General features: G+C 40.5%; 11 protein-coding genes. 1 reads left to right on the forward strand and 10 read right to left on the reverse strand.

The genetic code is table 11. From position 1 onward, the window contains the following. Positions 1–3 precede the first annotated feature (3 nt). The 4 genes from AACZ73_RS07550 to AACZ73_RS07565 all read right to left on the reverse strand — a co-directional run bounded on the left by AACZ73_RS07550 (position 4) and on the right by AACZ73_RS07565 (position 3,891). Positions 4–2,403 (reverse strand): multicopper oxidase domain-containing protein, encoded by a 2,400-nt coding sequence (locus tag AACZ73_RS07550; protein ID WP_339876835.1) that lies wholly within the window; start codon positions 2,401–2,403, stop codon positions 4–6. A 4-nt stretch (positions 2,404–2,407) separates the two neighbouring features. Next, positions 2,408–2,866 (reverse strand): DUF305 domain-containing protein, encoded by a 459-nt coding sequence (locus AACZ73_RS07555; protein ID WP_339876837.1) that lies wholly within the window; start codon positions 2,864–2,866, stop codon positions 2,408–2,410. Positions 2,867–3,004: 138 nt separating this feature from the next. Further along, positions 3,005–3,421 carry a hypothetical protein gene (locus AACZ73_RS07560; RefSeq protein WP_339876839.1) on the reverse strand — a complete coding sequence of 139 codons (417 nt, stop codon included), beginning with the start codon at positions 3,419–3,421 and terminating at the stop codon, positions 3,005–3,007. Between the two features lie 41 nt (positions 3,422–3,462). Next, positions 3,463–3,891, reverse strand: a complete 429-nt coding sequence (locus AACZ73_RS07565; RefSeq protein WP_339876841.1) for a CHY zinc finger protein — start codon at positions 3,889–3,891, stop codon at positions 3,463–3,465. Between the two features lie 292 nt (positions 3,892–4,183). Here AACZ73_RS07565 and AACZ73_RS07570 point away from each other — a divergent pair, with 292 nt between their 5' ends. Beyond that, entirely contained in the window at positions 4,184–5,401 is a 1,218-nt protein-coding gene (locus tag AACZ73_RS07570) for a DUF2254 domain-containing protein (protein WP_339876842.1), read from the forward strand. A 75-nt stretch (positions 5,402–5,476) separates the two neighbouring features. Here the strand turns inward: AACZ73_RS07570 and AACZ73_RS07575 are convergent, their stop codons facing one another. The 6 genes from AACZ73_RS07575 to AACZ73_RS07600 all read right to left on the reverse strand — a co-directional run bounded on the left by AACZ73_RS07575 (position 5,477) and on the right by AACZ73_RS07600 (position 17,136). After that, positions 5,477–5,686, reverse strand: a complete 210-nt coding sequence (locus AACZ73_RS07575; protein WP_339876843.1) for a heavy-metal-associated domain-containing protein — start codon at positions 5,684–5,686, stop codon at positions 5,477–5,479. A gap of 131 nt (positions 5,687–5,817) precedes the next feature. After that, entirely contained in the window at positions 5,818–8,046 is a 2,229-nt protein-coding gene (locus AACZ73_RS07580) for a heavy metal translocating P-type ATPase (RefSeq protein WP_339876845.1), read from the reverse strand. Positions 8,047–8,286: 240 nt separating this feature from the next. Continuing rightward, entirely contained in the window at positions 8,287–10,212 is a 1,926-nt protein-coding gene (locus AACZ73_RS07585) for a c-type cytochrome (protein ID WP_339876846.1), read from the reverse strand. An 11-nt stretch (positions 10,213–10,223) separates the two neighbouring features. Then, a complete protein-coding gene (locus tag AACZ73_RS07590) occupies positions 10,224–12,011 on the reverse strand; it encodes a DUF1080 domain-containing protein (protein WP_339876847.1) in 1,788 nt (595 codons plus the stop codon). 120 nt (positions 12,012–12,131) lie between these two features. Continuing rightward, complete coding sequence (locus AACZ73_RS07595; protein WP_339876848.1) at positions 12,132–13,754, reverse strand: RagB/SusD family nutrient uptake outer membrane protein; 1,623 nt, start codon at positions 13,752–13,754, stop codon at positions 12,132–12,134. A gap of 97 nt (positions 13,755–13,851) precedes the next feature. Next, positions 13,852–17,136, reverse strand: coding sequence for a TonB-dependent receptor (locus AACZ73_RS07600; protein WP_339876849.1), 3,285 nt, complete (start codon positions 17,134–17,136; stop codon positions 13,852–13,854). Between the last annotated feature and the right edge of the window lies 1 nt (position 17,137).

A 17,137-nucleotide genomic window follows, 5' to 3' on the forward strand; every position in this document is an offset into this window, starting at 1 on the left:
AAATTAGAATAAGATTGTCAATCCACCCCCGGCACCAAAACGGTTGTCATAGCTTCCCATCACTGAGAAGTTTCTTGAGAATATGTATTCCACACCGGCTGACCACGTGGTTTCGCCGCGGTAGTTAGAGTTTGCGCCAGATTCTGGAAGGGAATCAGTCCATCCAAAATCCATTTGATACTCATAACTTCCGAAAATGCTTGTCTTCGGGAAAATCATGATCTCCCTATCAATCCGAAATTCAGGACGAAGTTTGTGGTCCAGTCTTACGTCCAGATTGAACAAATAAGGAGTAAGGAATCGAATCCCAACTATCGCAGTTGTATTAATCTCATCCAAACTCTCAGGTAACTCATTTTCTACATTTACACCAGCGAAAACCCTGAAATAGTCATATAGATAACGTTCGTAGGTAACTTCTCCTTCAAAATTCTGATTGTATCCATATTCCAGATTCAAATTAAACTGATTTCTAATATTGGATGAAACCAAATTAAGCTCTGTCATGTGGGAAGCAATTTCGGCAGTACCCCAATTGAAATATTCATCACTTTCATTGATGAGTTTTTTGAGTGGGAAATTTTTCAACCTTGGATCTCTAGGGGTCTCATAGGAGAATATTCGCGCCATTCCTCCCATCATATGATACAGCACGTGACAGTGAAAAAACCAATCGCCATCTTCTGTCCCTTCGAACTCTATGGTAATTTTCTGCATCGGTGGTACATTCACCGTATGCTTTAGTGGGGAATACTCACCTTTGTCATTGATCACTCTGAAAAAATGACCATGCAGGTGCATGGGATGGTGCATCATCGTTAAGTTATTCAATGTGATTCGGGTCACCTTTCCTCCTTCGATCTTGATCTTGTCCGCTTCAGTGAGCGGTACCCCGTTCATGCTCCAGATGTATCTCCACATATTCCCAGTAAGATTCAGGAGAACTTCATTGACCGGTTCATTTTCGGGAAAGCTGGTTTTTTCGGGAGATTTCAGATAATCGTAATTATACTCAGCAAACATGTCCATTCCCGGCATTTGATCCATAGAAGCTTCCATTTCCATAGGCTGATCCATAGGTTGACTATGGTCCATTTTGGAATGATCCATACCTTCCATAGTGTTTTTACCCGATGAATCTGCAGCGCTTTTCTCCTCCATTTTCATTTTAGAATGATCCATTTTAGAGTGATCCATTTCCGTTTCAGTATGATCCATTTTCGAATGGTCCATCTCATCCATATTCATGTCATGATCCATCTTCATTCCCCACTTGTCCATCATTTCTTTTGGTTCTTCTTCAGATGGCTTATACTTCATAGCTGGGGCTCCCATCTTCATATCCATTTCAGCCATTTCCATCATCATACCTATTTTGTCGGGACGCATTACGTTTGGGGCAGCAAGTACTTCTCCAGTTCCCAAGTAGGTAGATGTTTGGCCTGATCCATCTTGAACAGTGGCTCTTATTTCTATTTTACCGGAATCAGGAATGGTGACTATAAAATCGTATGTTTCAGCAATCGCTATGAAGGTTTTGTTGTGCTCGATAGGCTCCACATCAAGTCCATCCGCTGCTACCAGTAAAGGATCATTTCCTCCAAAGGTCAACCAAAATTGTGAAGAAGCAGCACCGTTGATAAATCGAACCCGGACCTTTTCCCCAGGTTTAAACTCAGGATATTCAGTCGTTTCCTGGCCATTATTTAGAAAGGCATTGTAATAAATATCAGCGATGTCAGCACCTTCCATCCTCTGTTTCCAGAAGTTCAGCTGCGCTCCAAATCCTCCTCTGCGAATCACTTGATTTAATGGGGTTGCTGTTCCTTTTTTGATATTGTACCATTCGTTACCTCGCTTAAGATTCCTCATCACATTCATGGGCTTTTGATTGGTCCAATCGGAAAGCAGAATGACCAAATCGTCATCATAATCCAAGGTATTTTCTTTCGGCTCAATTACAATGGATCCATAAACTCCACTTTGCTCCTGAAGCATGGTGTGAGAATGATACCAGTACGTCCCTGCCTGCTTTAGCGGAAACTCATACTTCTGTGTTTCCCCAGGCATGATTGGAGGTGTAGTCAAATAGGGAACACCGTCATAGAAATTAGGCAATAGTATTCCATGCCAATGAACAGATGTCTCAACGTCCATTTCGTTTTTTACATAGATTACCGCATAGCCACCTTCCTGAAAAGTGAGTGTTGGTCCCGGAATTCCCCCATTTACAGTCATCGCAGGCACTGATTTTCCTGCTTTTGACATCATGTCTTTTTTTAATGTCAGCGTATAGGTAGCTGTATCCGTCGGGATCTGTTCTGCTTTGGTAGAGTGTACGCTTCCAAAAATTGAAATAAAGAGCAGGAATGTTCCAATATATGAGTATAGTTTGATGTTCATCATCTTAGTTTTTCGCTTCTAATCTCTTGATCATTTCCTGCATCTGCGCGATTTCCTCCTTTTGCGCTTTAATGATATCTTCCGCAAGTTTCTGAGCTTCTGGATCTGCAAGATGCGCTTTTTGACTTACCATTATGGCCGAAGAGTGATGGGGAATCATCGCTTTCATCCATTGCACATCAGCTATTAAAGTTTGGTTTCTCAGCATTGCCAGTGTACCTATAAAGATGATTACGGCACTAGTCAGGATGATGTAATTGATTTTTTTATTCTCGTACATTTTCCACATAAAAAGTATCATGGAAATGGCCATAGGGGCGACCATTAAAATGGTCATGTAGGTTCTGGTGGTGCTGAGCATGACATGCTCGAATATATCCGCGTTTAAAAACATTACTGCGTACATGATGACAAAGGAAACGGTCATCATCGCTGCGAATTTCACGTAGCTGTTACTTTTCATAAGAAGTTGATTTTTACGTTTTTTCAAGTGGGAACTTGAATTGAAATAATTATATCCTGTAAGGTGAAAACAGAAGTTAAGCTGTGCGACTAGGCACCCAGCTTGATCAAGGTCTAAGACCTGATGATCAAAAAAAGATTAAATCAAGAATGTCTGATACAGAATAGTAAAGTCCTGTTTTATCAGGGGTGGGGATGATAAGCTGCGGGGAAAGGTTTCGGAAGGAACGGGCCCAACTCCGAAAATAAAAGACTGTGAAAATGCAGTTATAAAAATAAGATAAGCAGCTGTTAGTTGAACGTCTTTTTGGCTTTGCTCCACATCGTTTTGTAATAATTCAAACTGATTTTGGCAACATTCTGTGGAGTCAAAACTTCGTTCTGAATGTTCAGGGATTTTGGAAATTTCACTATCCATTCCGCAATTCAGATGTTTGGTGACCAAGCCAAATTCATTCATAGTTTCCTCACCCATACAGATATGAGAACTTTTTGCTATACCAATACTGGAAAATAGTAACAGAAAGGATAGCGCTATGGAAATGAATTTTTTCAACAGTTTAAAGTTACGAATTATACTTGGAGAGGTTTAGCCAATCACTTTTTAATTGTGTCAGTTTCAAAGTAAAGATGATAATGCTTGCTGCATCCGGGATTGAAAGCAGCCGTGCAATTCGGACAGGTGTTTCCGCTAGCTTGATATTCGGAGATGGTCAATTCTGACCCGCATACTCCACATAAAATCGCCTTTGTATCAAACTCATTTTTCGGCCAAACTTCTGGTTTGTGATCAGATTCTTCTTCATGGCAGGAAAAGCAAGGGTAATATTTCTCACAGCATTTGAATTTGATGGCAATCACATCAAGATCCGAATGCCAGTGCTGGCAACGGGTTTGGTTGTCAACTGTTTTTCCGTAGATATTTATTCCTTTTATACTGGATTTCACGATTGGGAGAATTGGTGCCTGTTGGGAAAAAGCCTGTGCTGTGAATAGGAAAAGAAAGAAAATGAGAAAGACTTTCATTATGCTGGTTGAAGTTTTTATAAGTTTTCAGGAATTAAAGGTATTCATTCCTCATAGAATTTCGAAAATAGTGGCTAAGGATGAAAATTGAATCAAAAGAAGTTCAGGGATTTTTAAATTCAATGAAACATATTTATTTACTTTCATGAAATAATTAGTCATTCTTAGCGGCAGAAAAAAACAGTTATTTCCTTTTAGGCGCAATTTTTTCGTTTGCTTTGCCACGACATCCACAGATTCAAATTCATTTCTTTTTTAGAATTAATTCAACAGCTATTACTAATTTAAACACATGGATAAAATAAGACATTGGCTTATTTCTAAGTATCAGACTTTCGTTTCAAGCATTGCCTTTATCCCTGGATTTATAAGCTTGGGTTTTCTAGTTCTTGCAGCTTTGATTTTTTCCTTTGATCTAACTGACACTGGCCAGCAAATCAAATCGGACATTCCATGGCTGTCAATCAAAGATCCTTCCACTGCCCGCAGTATATTAGGTGCTATAGCTGGAGGCATAATCTCGCTTACTGTTTTCAGCTTTTCCATGGTGATGATTGTGCTGAATCAGGCGGCTTCTCAGATGAGCAATCGGGTTTTGGACAAGCTCATAGGCAACCGATTTCAGCAAATCGTACTTGGAATATATATCGGAACTATCATTTTTACTTTTTTTCTTTTCAGTACCATTAGAGAGACTGAAGATGCTTTTCAGATTCCTTCGCTGAGCATTTTCTTGCTGACTGTAATCACAGTAATTGATATTTTCATTTTCATATATTTTCTTCATTACATCACGCAGTCAGTCAAATATGACGTCATTATTGAACGGATTAAAACTTCCACTTTTGATGGAATGAAGCATTTTTGCATTGAATCTCTGGAAGATAGTGTAGAACGTGATTTTGCTGCTCATTCAATAGTAAGAGCTTCCCAATCTGGAATTTTTGAAGGTTTTGACGATAAGGAAATGCTGAAATTCTTATCTGAAAATGAATGTAGCATGCTTTCTGTCCATCCCATTGGCACTTATATCTTACGTGGTCAGCCTATCGCCAAGTGTAGTAGAAAGCTGGAGGATGACCAAATGGAGGAGGCTTTATTGGGAATTATACTCAGTAATCAGGAGTCAGTAGAACGGAATTATGAATACGGATTTAGGCAACTTTCTGAGATTGCTCTCAAAGCATTAAGTCCGGGAATTAATGATCCTGGGACAGCAATAATCAGTTTTAGAGCCATAGTAGATTTGTTGGGATATAGAGCAGTTCACTTTCCTCCATCAGTACTTTCGGATAAGGGAGGTCCATTTAAAATTTATCGAAATGAATTAAGTTTTGATGACCTTTTTGAAAGGGCGATTTGTCCTATTTGGGATTATGGAAAGGAAGATCGAATGATAAGAAGAGAATTTAAATTACTACTGAATCAGCTTTCATTAGTGATTTCATCAAAGCCTCTTACTAATCTCTTAGATCAAGTAGAAAAGGCAATAGCTGGTGTATCCAATTAATACTCCTTTTACTATCAGTTTCGAAACTTTAAGAAACCATTCGGTTTAGCCTATCATTATAAACTCCAAAATGCATTATTCTGGTTTTGCGATAAATCCGGCTTTTAAGACTGTCTTGAATACGTCATCAGCTGTAAGATTTTCAGATTCTACAGTGAGAATTCTATCATCACTTTGTAAGTCAACTGACCATGAATTGATCTTCGGTTCAGCGTTTAAAATAGGAGTGACCTTTGCGAGACAGTTGCCACAGTTGATGTTGGTTTTGAATTTTTGAGTTTTCATTTTTATGGAATTGTAAGATTTTAAAATGGAAATATTGGAAAATTAGTTCGAAGGTTTGATAGCGGTAAGGGTGTAAAGTTTTCTGTCCATGATTTTTGGTACTTGCTACTTTGGACATAGTACTCCAACAACTATATTTTTTTCCCTTTCAACCGTAAGCTATTCAATACTACAGACACCGAACTAAAAGCCATGGCTGCTCCTGCGATCATTGGATCGAGTAAGAATCCATTGATTGGATAAAGAATTCCTGCTGCAATTGGGATCCCGATGAGGTTGTAAATGAATGCCCAAAAGAGGTTTTCTTTTATTCCACGCACAGTGAGATCGGATAAATTTAATGCTTTTGGTATGACCTCTAGGTCTGAAGAAATGATGGTCATTTTGGCTACATCCATAGCAATATCTGACCCGTGCCCCATTGCTATGCTGACATTTGCCTGAGCCAATGCCTCTGAATCGTTGATTCCATCGCCAACCATAGCTACAATTTTGCCTTTGGCCTGAAGCTCTTTTACGAAATCAGATTTGTCAGAAGGCATCACCTCAGCTTTGAAGTCAGTCAAACCAACTTGCTTGGCAACAGCTGTAGCAGTCTGTTGATTGTCACCGGTAAGCATGTATACATCGATTCCTTTTTCTTTAAGCTTTTGAATTGCGGATTTTGAGCTAGGTTTGATTTCATCAGAAATTGCAATTATTGCTAATACAGATTCTTCATTACCAAAGAAAACCACGGTTTTGGCCTCATTACTCCATTTTTCTGCTTCAGTTTCCAATTCAGGATTTATTTTGATTCCATGCAATTGGATAAGATTTAAGTTTCCGATATAAAAGGATTCGCCTGAATTTGCCTTTGCTTCTACACCTTTTCCAGTTAGACTTTGGAAGTCTTTTATCTCCACAGCTTTGAATCCTTCTTCTGTCAATTTCTTACTGACTGCATCTGCCAAAGGATGCTCTGACTTTGATTCAATCGCGAGTAGGATAGGAGCAAATTTGGATTTTAACTCTTCTGTTTCCCAACGAATATTGGAGACAGTTGGTTTTCCGGCAGTGATTGTGCCGGTTTTGTCGAGGATGATTGCATTGACTTTATGAGCAATTTCCAGGCTTTCCGCATCTTTAATTAGAATGTTGTTTTCAGCGCCTTTCCCGATTCCAACCATGATGGCAGTTGGAGTGGCCAGACCTAAAGCACATGGACATGCGATAACCAAAACTGCAACTGAGTTAAGAATCGCGTGGGATAATGCATCTTCTCCACCAACGATCATCCAGACTGCAAAGGTCAGAATAGAAATTGCTATAACTGTAGGGACAAAAATTGAAGCAATTTTATCTACCAGTTTCTGAACTGGAGCCTTACTTCCCTGAGCTTCCTGTACGCGTTTGATGATTTGAGAAAGTAGCGTTTCACTCCCAACTTTCTCAGCTATGAAATGAAAGCTTCCCTTTTGATTGATAGTGCCCGCAAAAACCTTATCATTTTCAGACTTCTCCACAGCCAGAGGTTCTCCACTAATCATACTTTCATTCACAAAGGAATTTCCGGAAATTACCTTTCCATCTACAGGTATTTTTTCCCCAGGACGAACGATGATTTCAAAACCTTTTTGCACTTCAGAAATGGGAATTTCTTTTTCAACTCCATCAATCAAGGCTTTCAAAGTCTTGGGTTGTAGACCCATTAGGTTTTTCAGTGCCGAGGAAGTTTTTGACTTTGCTTTTTCCTCCAGCATTTTTCCAAACAAAATGAAGGTAATAATAACCGTTGCCGCCTCGTAATAGACATGAGGTTTGAAACCGCGGTTTAACCAAAACTCTGGAAAAGCGGTATTGAAAAAGCTGAAAAGAAATGCAATACCAGTACTCAAAGCAACAAGTGTGTCCATATTGACACTTTTATTTTTGGCTTGCTTCCATGCGCTGATAAAGAATCTTCTTCCAAAAACAGAAAGAACTGGAATAGCCAAGGCCAAAGAAATCCATGTTCCGGGTTTCCAATGCATGAAAAACATTCCAATGATAAAAATTGGAAGAGTTAAAATAGCTGCACCAATCGTGTGTTTTTTTAGCTCGGCATAGTGCTCTTTTTGATTGGTTGAAACCGTTTCGTCTACATTCTCTTTCTCGGTAATTAGCCCGTAGCCAATTGCAGTAAGTGCTTCATTTAAGCCTTCCGGGTTGATTTCGTCTGTGTATTCTACTAATACTGTATTACTGGCAAAGTTTACCTGAGCGGACTTTACTCCTTCAGTGTAGGACAAAATAGTTTCCACGCTGGATGCACAAGCGGCGCAGGTCATGCCAGTTACTGGGAAAGTCTCTTTATGTATTACTTGATTTGATTCTGCCATAGTTCTTTGTCTTTGATTGACAATACAAACTTAGGGAGACTCAGGACGGGAAGTGTTATGGAATTATGTGGAAAAGTTATAAGATTTTGTGTAGTTAAAAGTCAACAGATCATAGTCCACAACCGTCTAAGGGATTTTATAGGAGGGTGTTTGAAAAACAAAAAAAAGGTTTAGCGAAGTATTTCGCTAAACCTTTTTCTAAACTTCTGTCAACAGTTGACCGTCGACTGTGGACTAATATTATCTCAAGGAATTAATCCATTTAGCGATTTTCATTGCATCTTCCTTAGACACCTGAGCCATTGGAGGCATTTCAGTCGCATAATCCGGCCAGTTTTGAGGTTCTGGATTATAGATCAATTCCACGATTCTTTCGTCAGAATATCTTCTTTTTGCCACATCCTGATATGCTGGGCCAATTACCTTTTTGTCTTTCATATGACATGCTGAACAGGTGTTTTTAGCCAAAAGAGTTTTGATCTCAGCATCTGAAGGAATCGCAGAAGGAATTGAAGTAGCCTTAATTGGTGCAGGCTTTGCAGCAGCTACCACCTCTTTCTTAGGCTCTGGAGCAGGCGTTTTGATCACCATTTTAGCTCCCGAAGGAATGCTGTTCAACGTATAATAAGCATCAGGGTGAACCAAAGAGAAGCTTCCGTCCACAGCTCTCACGCCGTTAAGGCTGATCTTGTGCACGTAATATGGTCTCAATCCTTGAACAGCAATTCTAGCTGACATGCCATCGGCAGCAACTTCTACACCCAAAACTTTTAGCGTTTTATTGTCAACTGGTGGGCTACCATAAACTGGGTGATACTTATAAGTAAAGCTTTCCACAGCATAAGAAGTCAAGTCTTCAGCAGTGGCTTTATTCACTGGCTTAGTGAATTCAATCAAGAAACCATCAGGCTGAGCCTTAACAGTTCTCATCTCGAAAGGAATGTTGTGATTCCAAACTAAACGCTGAAGGCCTTCATTCGCCTCACCTGCAGACCCCCAGCCACGGTTGGTCTCACCGATAAACAAAGACTTATCCGGAGCCCAAGCCATTCTCAAAATACCAGACTGGAAACCAGATCTGAAATCTATAGAAGCACCTTGCATTACGCCATTTACTTCTTCAAGTGTAAGTCGCATGATCTTACTTTGACCTTGGTCACCTACCAAAACCTGACCTCCGAAAGGACCGAAGTTTCCTTCAGGAATTACTATAGGTTCAGAGTTGGAAATTCCCTGAATACCATGAGGCAACCAAACTGCTGGAAGTTTCAAATCAGGAAGTTTTTCCTTCGCTTGAGCCATGGTGATGTATGGAGCGTCCATTACATTCTCAGGTTTTTCGAATCCACCAGTTCCATTAGGCACTTTTTGTGGATCAACTACTTTGTTGAATTCTTCAGTAGTCAATTTCAAAGGAGAGTCCGGACGTCCAGTCCAAGCTAAGCCTGCCGGGTGACCAGTAAAATCACCTTTGTCGATGAACCAAAGTCCACCTGAACCCATGTAATCACCCTGGTTTTCAGTATAAACTAATTTGTCTCCAAGCATTCCCAAACCAGCTGGAGATCTCATTCCAGTTGCATAAGGTTCCATACTTCCGTCACGGTTGATTTTCATGATCCAGCCTCTCATTGGTACACGGCTTTCGCCTCTCCACCATTCCTGATCGCCAAAAGCGACGTTTGCAGAAACGAAGAAAGAACCGTCAGGACCTACTTTAGGACCGAAGCTATATTCGTGGTAATGTGCAGAAATTGGCCAAGCGTATACTGTCTCGTACAAATCGGCAGTACCGTCTTGATCGGTATCAACCAATTTGGTCAATTCGCCTCTTTGAGCCATATAAAATGCTCCGTCTTCGTAATGAAGTCCTAGGATTTCGTGAAGACCTGAAGCAAATTTTCTGAAGAAAGGCTTAGAGCTAGTAGGGTTTTCTACAATAAATACGTCGCCTCTACGAGTAGCTACCCCTAGATCGCCATTTGGCAAAACGGTCAAACCACCAACTTCCAAAAGTGTACCTTCTGGAGCGGTTACCCGCATGATTTTAAAGAAATCCTCCTCTTTAGGGGATTCCTGTGCATCTACTTGCCCAGGCATCAGCTGAAAAACAGCGGCTATTCCAAAGGCGATTTTTATAAATTTATTCTTAAGTAATGTGTTCATTTCGCGCTGGATTAAAAGAGAAGATTGTAAACGATATTTCCCTTTGCAGGCAAGAAAATTCCGGCAGTACCATCAGTTGAGTGCGACACGGGAGCTCCGTAGGTAGCTTCATCGTATTGCAGATATACACCGGTTTCAGGCAGTAAGTAATAGCCCTTGTTGATCTTTTGGATTTCTTCGCCTGCTGCTACTTTGTAAAATCCATTGGAAATACCTGATACAGTTCTGCTGATTCCTTTTCCGGATTCCATTACTTTGATTTCATCCTTCACAGGGTCACCAGATAGGAGGTAAGAGAAAACAATGTCCTCAGAACCATTCATTAGTTGGTAACCTTTAATTCTGAATTCTTCAGAAGCTGAGTAATCGCTACTTAGCGCATTGATAGCTGGAGCAGCTAGATTGACAACTACTCCTCGAGGCACGGAAACACCATTTCCTCTGCTATTCCACATAGGAGTGGCATCCAGGAATTCACCTCTCCAAACTTGGATCAGCGTACCTGTTTCCATGTCATAAGCATAGTTTACTTTTTCCTTGCTAGCAACGGAAACTACGTGAGCCAATCTTTTGGAGCCTGGATAGTCTCTAAAGCTTCGCAAAACAGGGGTAGCATCTACATCTACTAAAATCGGATCTGTTTCTTGGTATGCACCAGCCTCTGATACTAAAAGATCAGTGTTTCTAAGTCCTGGGCCGGAAATAGATAAGTTGAAACCATCCACTGACCAGTTTCTATTTTTGGAAGCGATGATTTGAATAGGATTATCTCCTGCTTTCAATTGCTTATTGACTCTTACCCCTCTGTCAGAAAGGTTGGAAATACTTTCACTTCCCAAAGCAAATCCTGCCAATCCTCCTGGAACTTGTAGCGTAATCTGGTATTCTCCAGCTTCGGCTACATTAAGATTTGCAGAGTATTTTGTCAAATTGACATCAGATACAGAAGCTGGAACTTCACTTAGTGAAGCTACATTTCCTTTCGCTACTGCTGTTTTTCCTGCTAGTTCTTCCAAGTTGTTTATAGAACCTTGGAAAGTTTCAAAGCTCACATTAGATACAGTAGGAGCCTGGGCATTGAAAGGAGTGACTTCAATGTTTCTGAAAGCTACAGCACCATGATCACCTTGGATTCTTAGTGGGCCTTCAGCTACATCTTCACCTGTCATTGAACCACGGGTAGGGCCGAAGACTTCTAGGTTTTCGTGGATTGTTACACCGTTGAGTTTTACTGAAAGGAATCTTGCATTTTCGATTTTCTTGCCGGAATCATCGAATTTTGCAGCTTGGAAAGATACTTCCAATTTCTGCCACACGCCTGGAGCTTTGCTTGCGTTTTGGCGGGGAGAATAACCTTGGTAACCTTTTTGGCCATCAGGCTTGCTCTCGTCCCAGCGTTGGTAGATTCCACCGTTATCGCCTGGTTTGGTAGTGGAATTAGCCCAGCTATCCAGTATTTGAATCTCGTAATTTCCTTGGAGATAGACACCGGAGTTAGAGCCTGGCGCTACCATGTATTCCAAAGAAAGATCAACGTCTCCGTACTTTTCTTTAGATACGATGTCTACACCTGGTTTTTTCTTCTCTGGAAGATTTGCGATAACTCCTGTGCCACTAGCGGATTGGAGTTCATTAGGAACTGTCGGGTCAGCCCAGACTTTTCCTACTTCTGTCCAGCTGCCTTTATTTCCTTCAAAGGAATTAAGGTCAAGCTTGACAGGATTTTGCTGCGCTTGCAAGGAACCGATCTGAAAGGCCAGAGCAGCACCTATCAAGCAAACATGTTTTTTCAAAATCATGTTAATTTGAGGGGTTAATTAAATACATATAGGTTACAAAGGATATTACAAAAGAAGAAGTTTTGCGGGAAAGCAAATGCTTTCCTACAAAACTTCTTCTTTAAGCCGGGTTATATAAGTTTAATAACCTGGATTTTGAGTCAAGTTAGGATTCAAAGATAGATGAATATGAGGAATTGGGAATAGCGTTCTAGTCGGTTCAGAAGCATCCTTATCCCACCAGTTTCCTGATGTAAATTCACCGAATCTGATCAAATCAGTTCTTCTTTTACCTTCAAAGATAAACTCTCTTCCTCTTTCTGCAAGTAGTTCATCCATAGTTAGTGTACTAGCGGTATAAGCTTCAGTTGCCCAGTCAGCCTCATCAAATGATCTTTTTCTTGATTCATTTACCAGTTCCAAAGCTTCGGCAGTTGGAGCACCCCCATTCTTTCTCATGAGTGCTTCAGCCTTGTTGAAATAGATTTCTGTCAATCGATAGATCACATAATCATTCTCCCAATATGTGCCTTCTTCGTCTGAAGTTCCAGATCTGTACTTATTGAATCGTGCACCTGAATTTTCTTCGCCTTCAGTCATTGAACCTTCACCCGTAGCTCCTTCTGAATTTCTTCTTATGTTATTTACATAGACTAATGGCTGGTCAGCCCACTCTTCAGTTCCTAGAATCGGTTCGCCAGTATCATAATCTGTCTGCGGTCCAAATAGGAACCACTCTTGTTTTCTCATGTCATTCTCCTTAAATGCATCAAATGCAGTAGGGATTACCACGAAAGCATTCCATCCACTGTAAGTTACATCCAGTGCGCGGGACATGTTACTGTATCCAAAGAAAAATCCAGACCAGTTGAAAGTAAAACCTCCATCTCTGCTAAATGCGAACTGGAAAATGTTCTCAGGAGAGAATTGGTTTTGATTAGAGAATGGCCCCAAAATAGATGGGTCGAGTCTCATATTGCCCATTAGGCTACCGCCCTCTCCGTTGATTACTTTATCAGAGTAAGTGATGCACTCATCATATCTAGGAGTGCCAGACCAAACCTCAGCATTAAGGTAGAGTTCAGAAAGCATGGCATATCCCGCTGCTTTACTTACTCTTCCCACTAAGGCTTGAGAAAGTGGTTGCAATTTTTCCACATTTGCCAAAAGCTCCTCTTCCACAAACTGGAATACTTCAGCACTAGGACGTGTTTCAGGATTTGTTGGTTGACCTACTGAAGTCACTATTGGCACATTACCCCACATGTCCATAATCTTCATGTAATGGAATGCGCGCATGACTTTTACTTCAGCTATAATAGATTCCTTTTCTACTTGGGTAAGACCTGCGGCTTCAAAATCCACGTCTTCAAAATCCTCCAAGAGTGCATTTACATAGCCCAAACCTTCCCACATTAAGCCCCAAGAGCCTCTCAGACGATTCTCCTGTGGCGTCCATTCATGTCTATGAAGTCTTACATGGTCTCCACCATCATATCCATGGCGACCTTTTTGAGGCCAAGCTATCTGATCAGCAGCTGACTCTCCATGGTAATAATAGCCACTTTGCCCTGTAGGAGCAAGCCATGCTTGCATGTGGGTGAATGGTCTCAGCACACCTTGCATTATTTCTACTTTACTATTGTAGAAATTATCTTTTGATAGTTCGCTGTAGATCGTCTCATCCAAGTCGGTACAGGATACCGTAGCCAGCAAGGCAACAGGGGTGAGGGCAGCGGATAATTTATTGAAATATTTTTTCATGTTTTTGTACTTAATTTTTACGGTCACATAAAATCTTACATACATTAATTGTTATCACAATCTGTGAGTCATGCTCGATTTCATGATTTTTCCTTAATTAAAATCCAACATTTAGACCTAGTGTGAAGCTCTTGGTACGAGGATAGAATCCTCTACCATCAATACCTGTTTCAAAACCTACATCCTGAAGTTCAGGATCCAGTCCAGAATACCCAGAGAAAGTGGCAATGTTACGTCCGGAAGCATAAACACGAAGGTTTTTCACGTATTTACCACCCACCTTAAATGTGTAGCCCAAAGTGATGTTGTCTAGTTTTACGAAAGACCCGTTTTCCAAATAATAATCGGAATACTGAGGGTCGTCATCCAACTGAGCATTTTTATTTACTGCGCTAGAAAGCAAATTATTTGGCAACCATCTTTTATTCCCGAAATACAATTCTTTCGTATTCAGGATGTCAAAGTCAAACTTGCCTCTGAAGAATACTGTGAAGTCAAATCCTTTATATCTAAATACATTGTTCAGGGAAGCCATGTACTTAGGTACTCCGTTTCCGATAATAGTCAAGTCTTCCTGACTCATTTCTCCAGCTGTTCCAGTAGAACCGTCAGCTTTGTAAAATAACCACTTACCATCCTCATTGAATCCAGCGAATTTCTTTCCGTAGAAATTACCTACTGCTCCTCCTTCTTCCACTCGGATTGCGTTACCCAAGTTGCCCGGACTAGGAAGTCCTCCTGTTTCAAGCCAAGAAACTGTAAATACATCGTTGGAAAGGGAAGTGATTTCATTAATCTGCGTATTTGCTGTCAAATCCATCTGCCAAGAGAAATCACCTTTCTCCATAATCATTGAGCTTAAGTAAAGCTCAATCCCTTTATTGTTTATACTTCCCACGTTTGTTAGCAATGATCCCTTCACAAATGCCGGCTGCTGAGCAGTATAATCATATAACAAGTCTACCGTATTTCTGGTATAAAAGTCTAATGAACCAGTTAGCTTGTTAGAGAAAAGTAAGAAGTCAAAACCAAGGTTCCACTCTTTCTTTTTCTCCCATCTTAGATCTGGATTAGGGTTTCTAGCCGCACCATAAGTTTGGTAGTAAACACCTTCCTGAGGATAAACACCTCCAGTACCCAAAGTTACTAGGGATAGGTAATTTCCGATACCTTGGTTACCAGTGACACCGTATCCCAAACGCATCTTAAGGTTGTTTACAGCGGAACTGCTGCTTAGGAAGCTTTCTTCGGTCAATGACCATCCAACGGATACAGCTGGGAAATTACCCCATTTATGGTTTTCTCCGAATTTCGAAGAACCTTCTCTTCTTAAGGTAGCTTGGGCAAAATACTTGTCTTTGTAAGAATAACTTGCTCTTCCAAAGAAGGCGATAAGTGTATTGTCATCCTTGAACGATCTCATTCCCGGTCTAGGAAGTAAAGTATTATTGATCGCAGAACCTGCTCCTAAGTTCCAATCCAAGAAGCCATCCGTAGTGAAACCGCTATTGTTTACACTGAATTCTTCAGTGGTGAAATATTGGTAGCTATAACCTCCAATAAGATCTAGGTTGTGTTCTTGGTTGAAGTTAGTCTTGTAGTTAATAGTTGCTTCCAAAGTGTTATTCCAATCCACATGATTCGCTTTAGATGCGTAGCCAGTACCTTGATAATCCGAAGATGGTCTATTGGCAAAGTCGTTCATGGATTGATAATATCTGTCATTGTAGCTTAGTCGCTGATGTGCTCCGAATACAGAAGCCGTCAAACCATCCAGAATTTCAAGAGTCAATCTCACATCACCAGATAAATTCATCTGCTTTCTTTCACTAATTCTATTTGCATAGCGAGAAAGTGGATTGTAATTATTGTATGCCTCGGTCTCTACAAAGGAGCCATCGGCGTTAAAGATAGGAGCAGTAGGGTTTCTTTGAATTGCTTGCTCAAAATCTCCACCACCACCGCCTAGCAAATTAGCATCGAACATGTTGACAGCCATGTTGGTTGCTAATGTCAAACGATCTTCAAGACCCGTCTGGCTAAAACTCATTCTACCTCCGTACTGCTTTCTGCTATTTTCTTTTGCAATACCTTCAGCATCGTTGAAGAAGAACGACACGCGATAGTTGCTATTATTGCTTCCACCAGATGCAGAAAAATTATGATACTGGCTAAGGTTTTCTTTGTTCAAAAGCTCATCATATAAATCTGTAGATGCGCCTAGATCGTTGTTTTCGCTAATCAAACCTTGAGTGATAAGATCTCTGTATTCAGAAGCAGTTAGATTATCGGGTCTTCTATCCACAAATTCTCTCTGGAAATAAGTAGAGTAATCAAATCTAGCTTGGCCTGATTTACCTTTTTTGGTAGTGATCAAAATCACACCTGCATTACCTCGCGTACCGTAAATAGCTGCTGCAGATCCATCTTTCAATACATCGAAAGTTGCTATATCATCTTGCTGTAATAGATCGAGATTACCACCCGGGATACCATCAATAACGATTAATGGTTGCGTAGTACCTATAACAGATGTAAGACCACGCAGTTGGATTCCAGTGCCTGCATTTGGGTTATTACCTTGAGTTCTTACGATATTTAAACCAGCTACTTTACCTTGGATTAGTTCCATAGGAGAGCGCACACCTGTCTGTACAAATTCCTCACTTGATACATTGGCCACCGCGGAAGTAATCTCTCTTTTAGTCTGCGTACCGTATCCAATTACTACTACCTCATTTAATGACTGTACATCATCCATCAATGTAATGTTGAAGGTTCTCCTTTCCCCAACTACCATTTCGATAGTCTCCATTCCAATGAATGAGAAGCTCAAGGTTGATTCAGCCGATGCGACATCAAGACTGAAATTACCGTCAATGTCAGTTACTGTTCCGTTTGTTGTGCCTTTTTCTACCACAGTCACACCAGGAAGAGGCATATTTGATTCATCAACTATAACTCCGGTCACAGTAATCGCTGCAGCTTCCTCTATTGTTACTGCAGTTTCAGGAACATAGACTTCCCTTTTTCTCACAATTATGTTCTCGTTGATCTGCTTGAATTCTAATCTTGTTTGCCTAGATAGATATACCAATGCATCAAAAACGTTGGTATTAACCTGCATGGCTACCTTAGGTATTCCTTTTACTTCCTTATTAGTGTAAACGAAGTTAAAGCCAGAAGCGGATTCAAGTTGCTTGAATGCTTCTTCGATAGTGGCATCGCGAAGATGCATGCTCACTGGGACCTCATCCATTCTTTTGTTCTGAATCTCTGCTGTATTAGCAAAAAGAACCGTCATGGTAAGGCATTGCACTAAGATTATTTGGAAAAATCTCTTAGATACAGTAATTATCTGTAACCTTTTGTCATTTTTCATT

The sequence above is a fragment of the uncultured Algoriphagus sp. genome (genome assembly GCF_963974835.1).
Classification (GTDB): Bacteria; Bacteroidota; Bacteroidia; order Cytophagales; family Cyclobacteriaceae; genus Algoriphagus.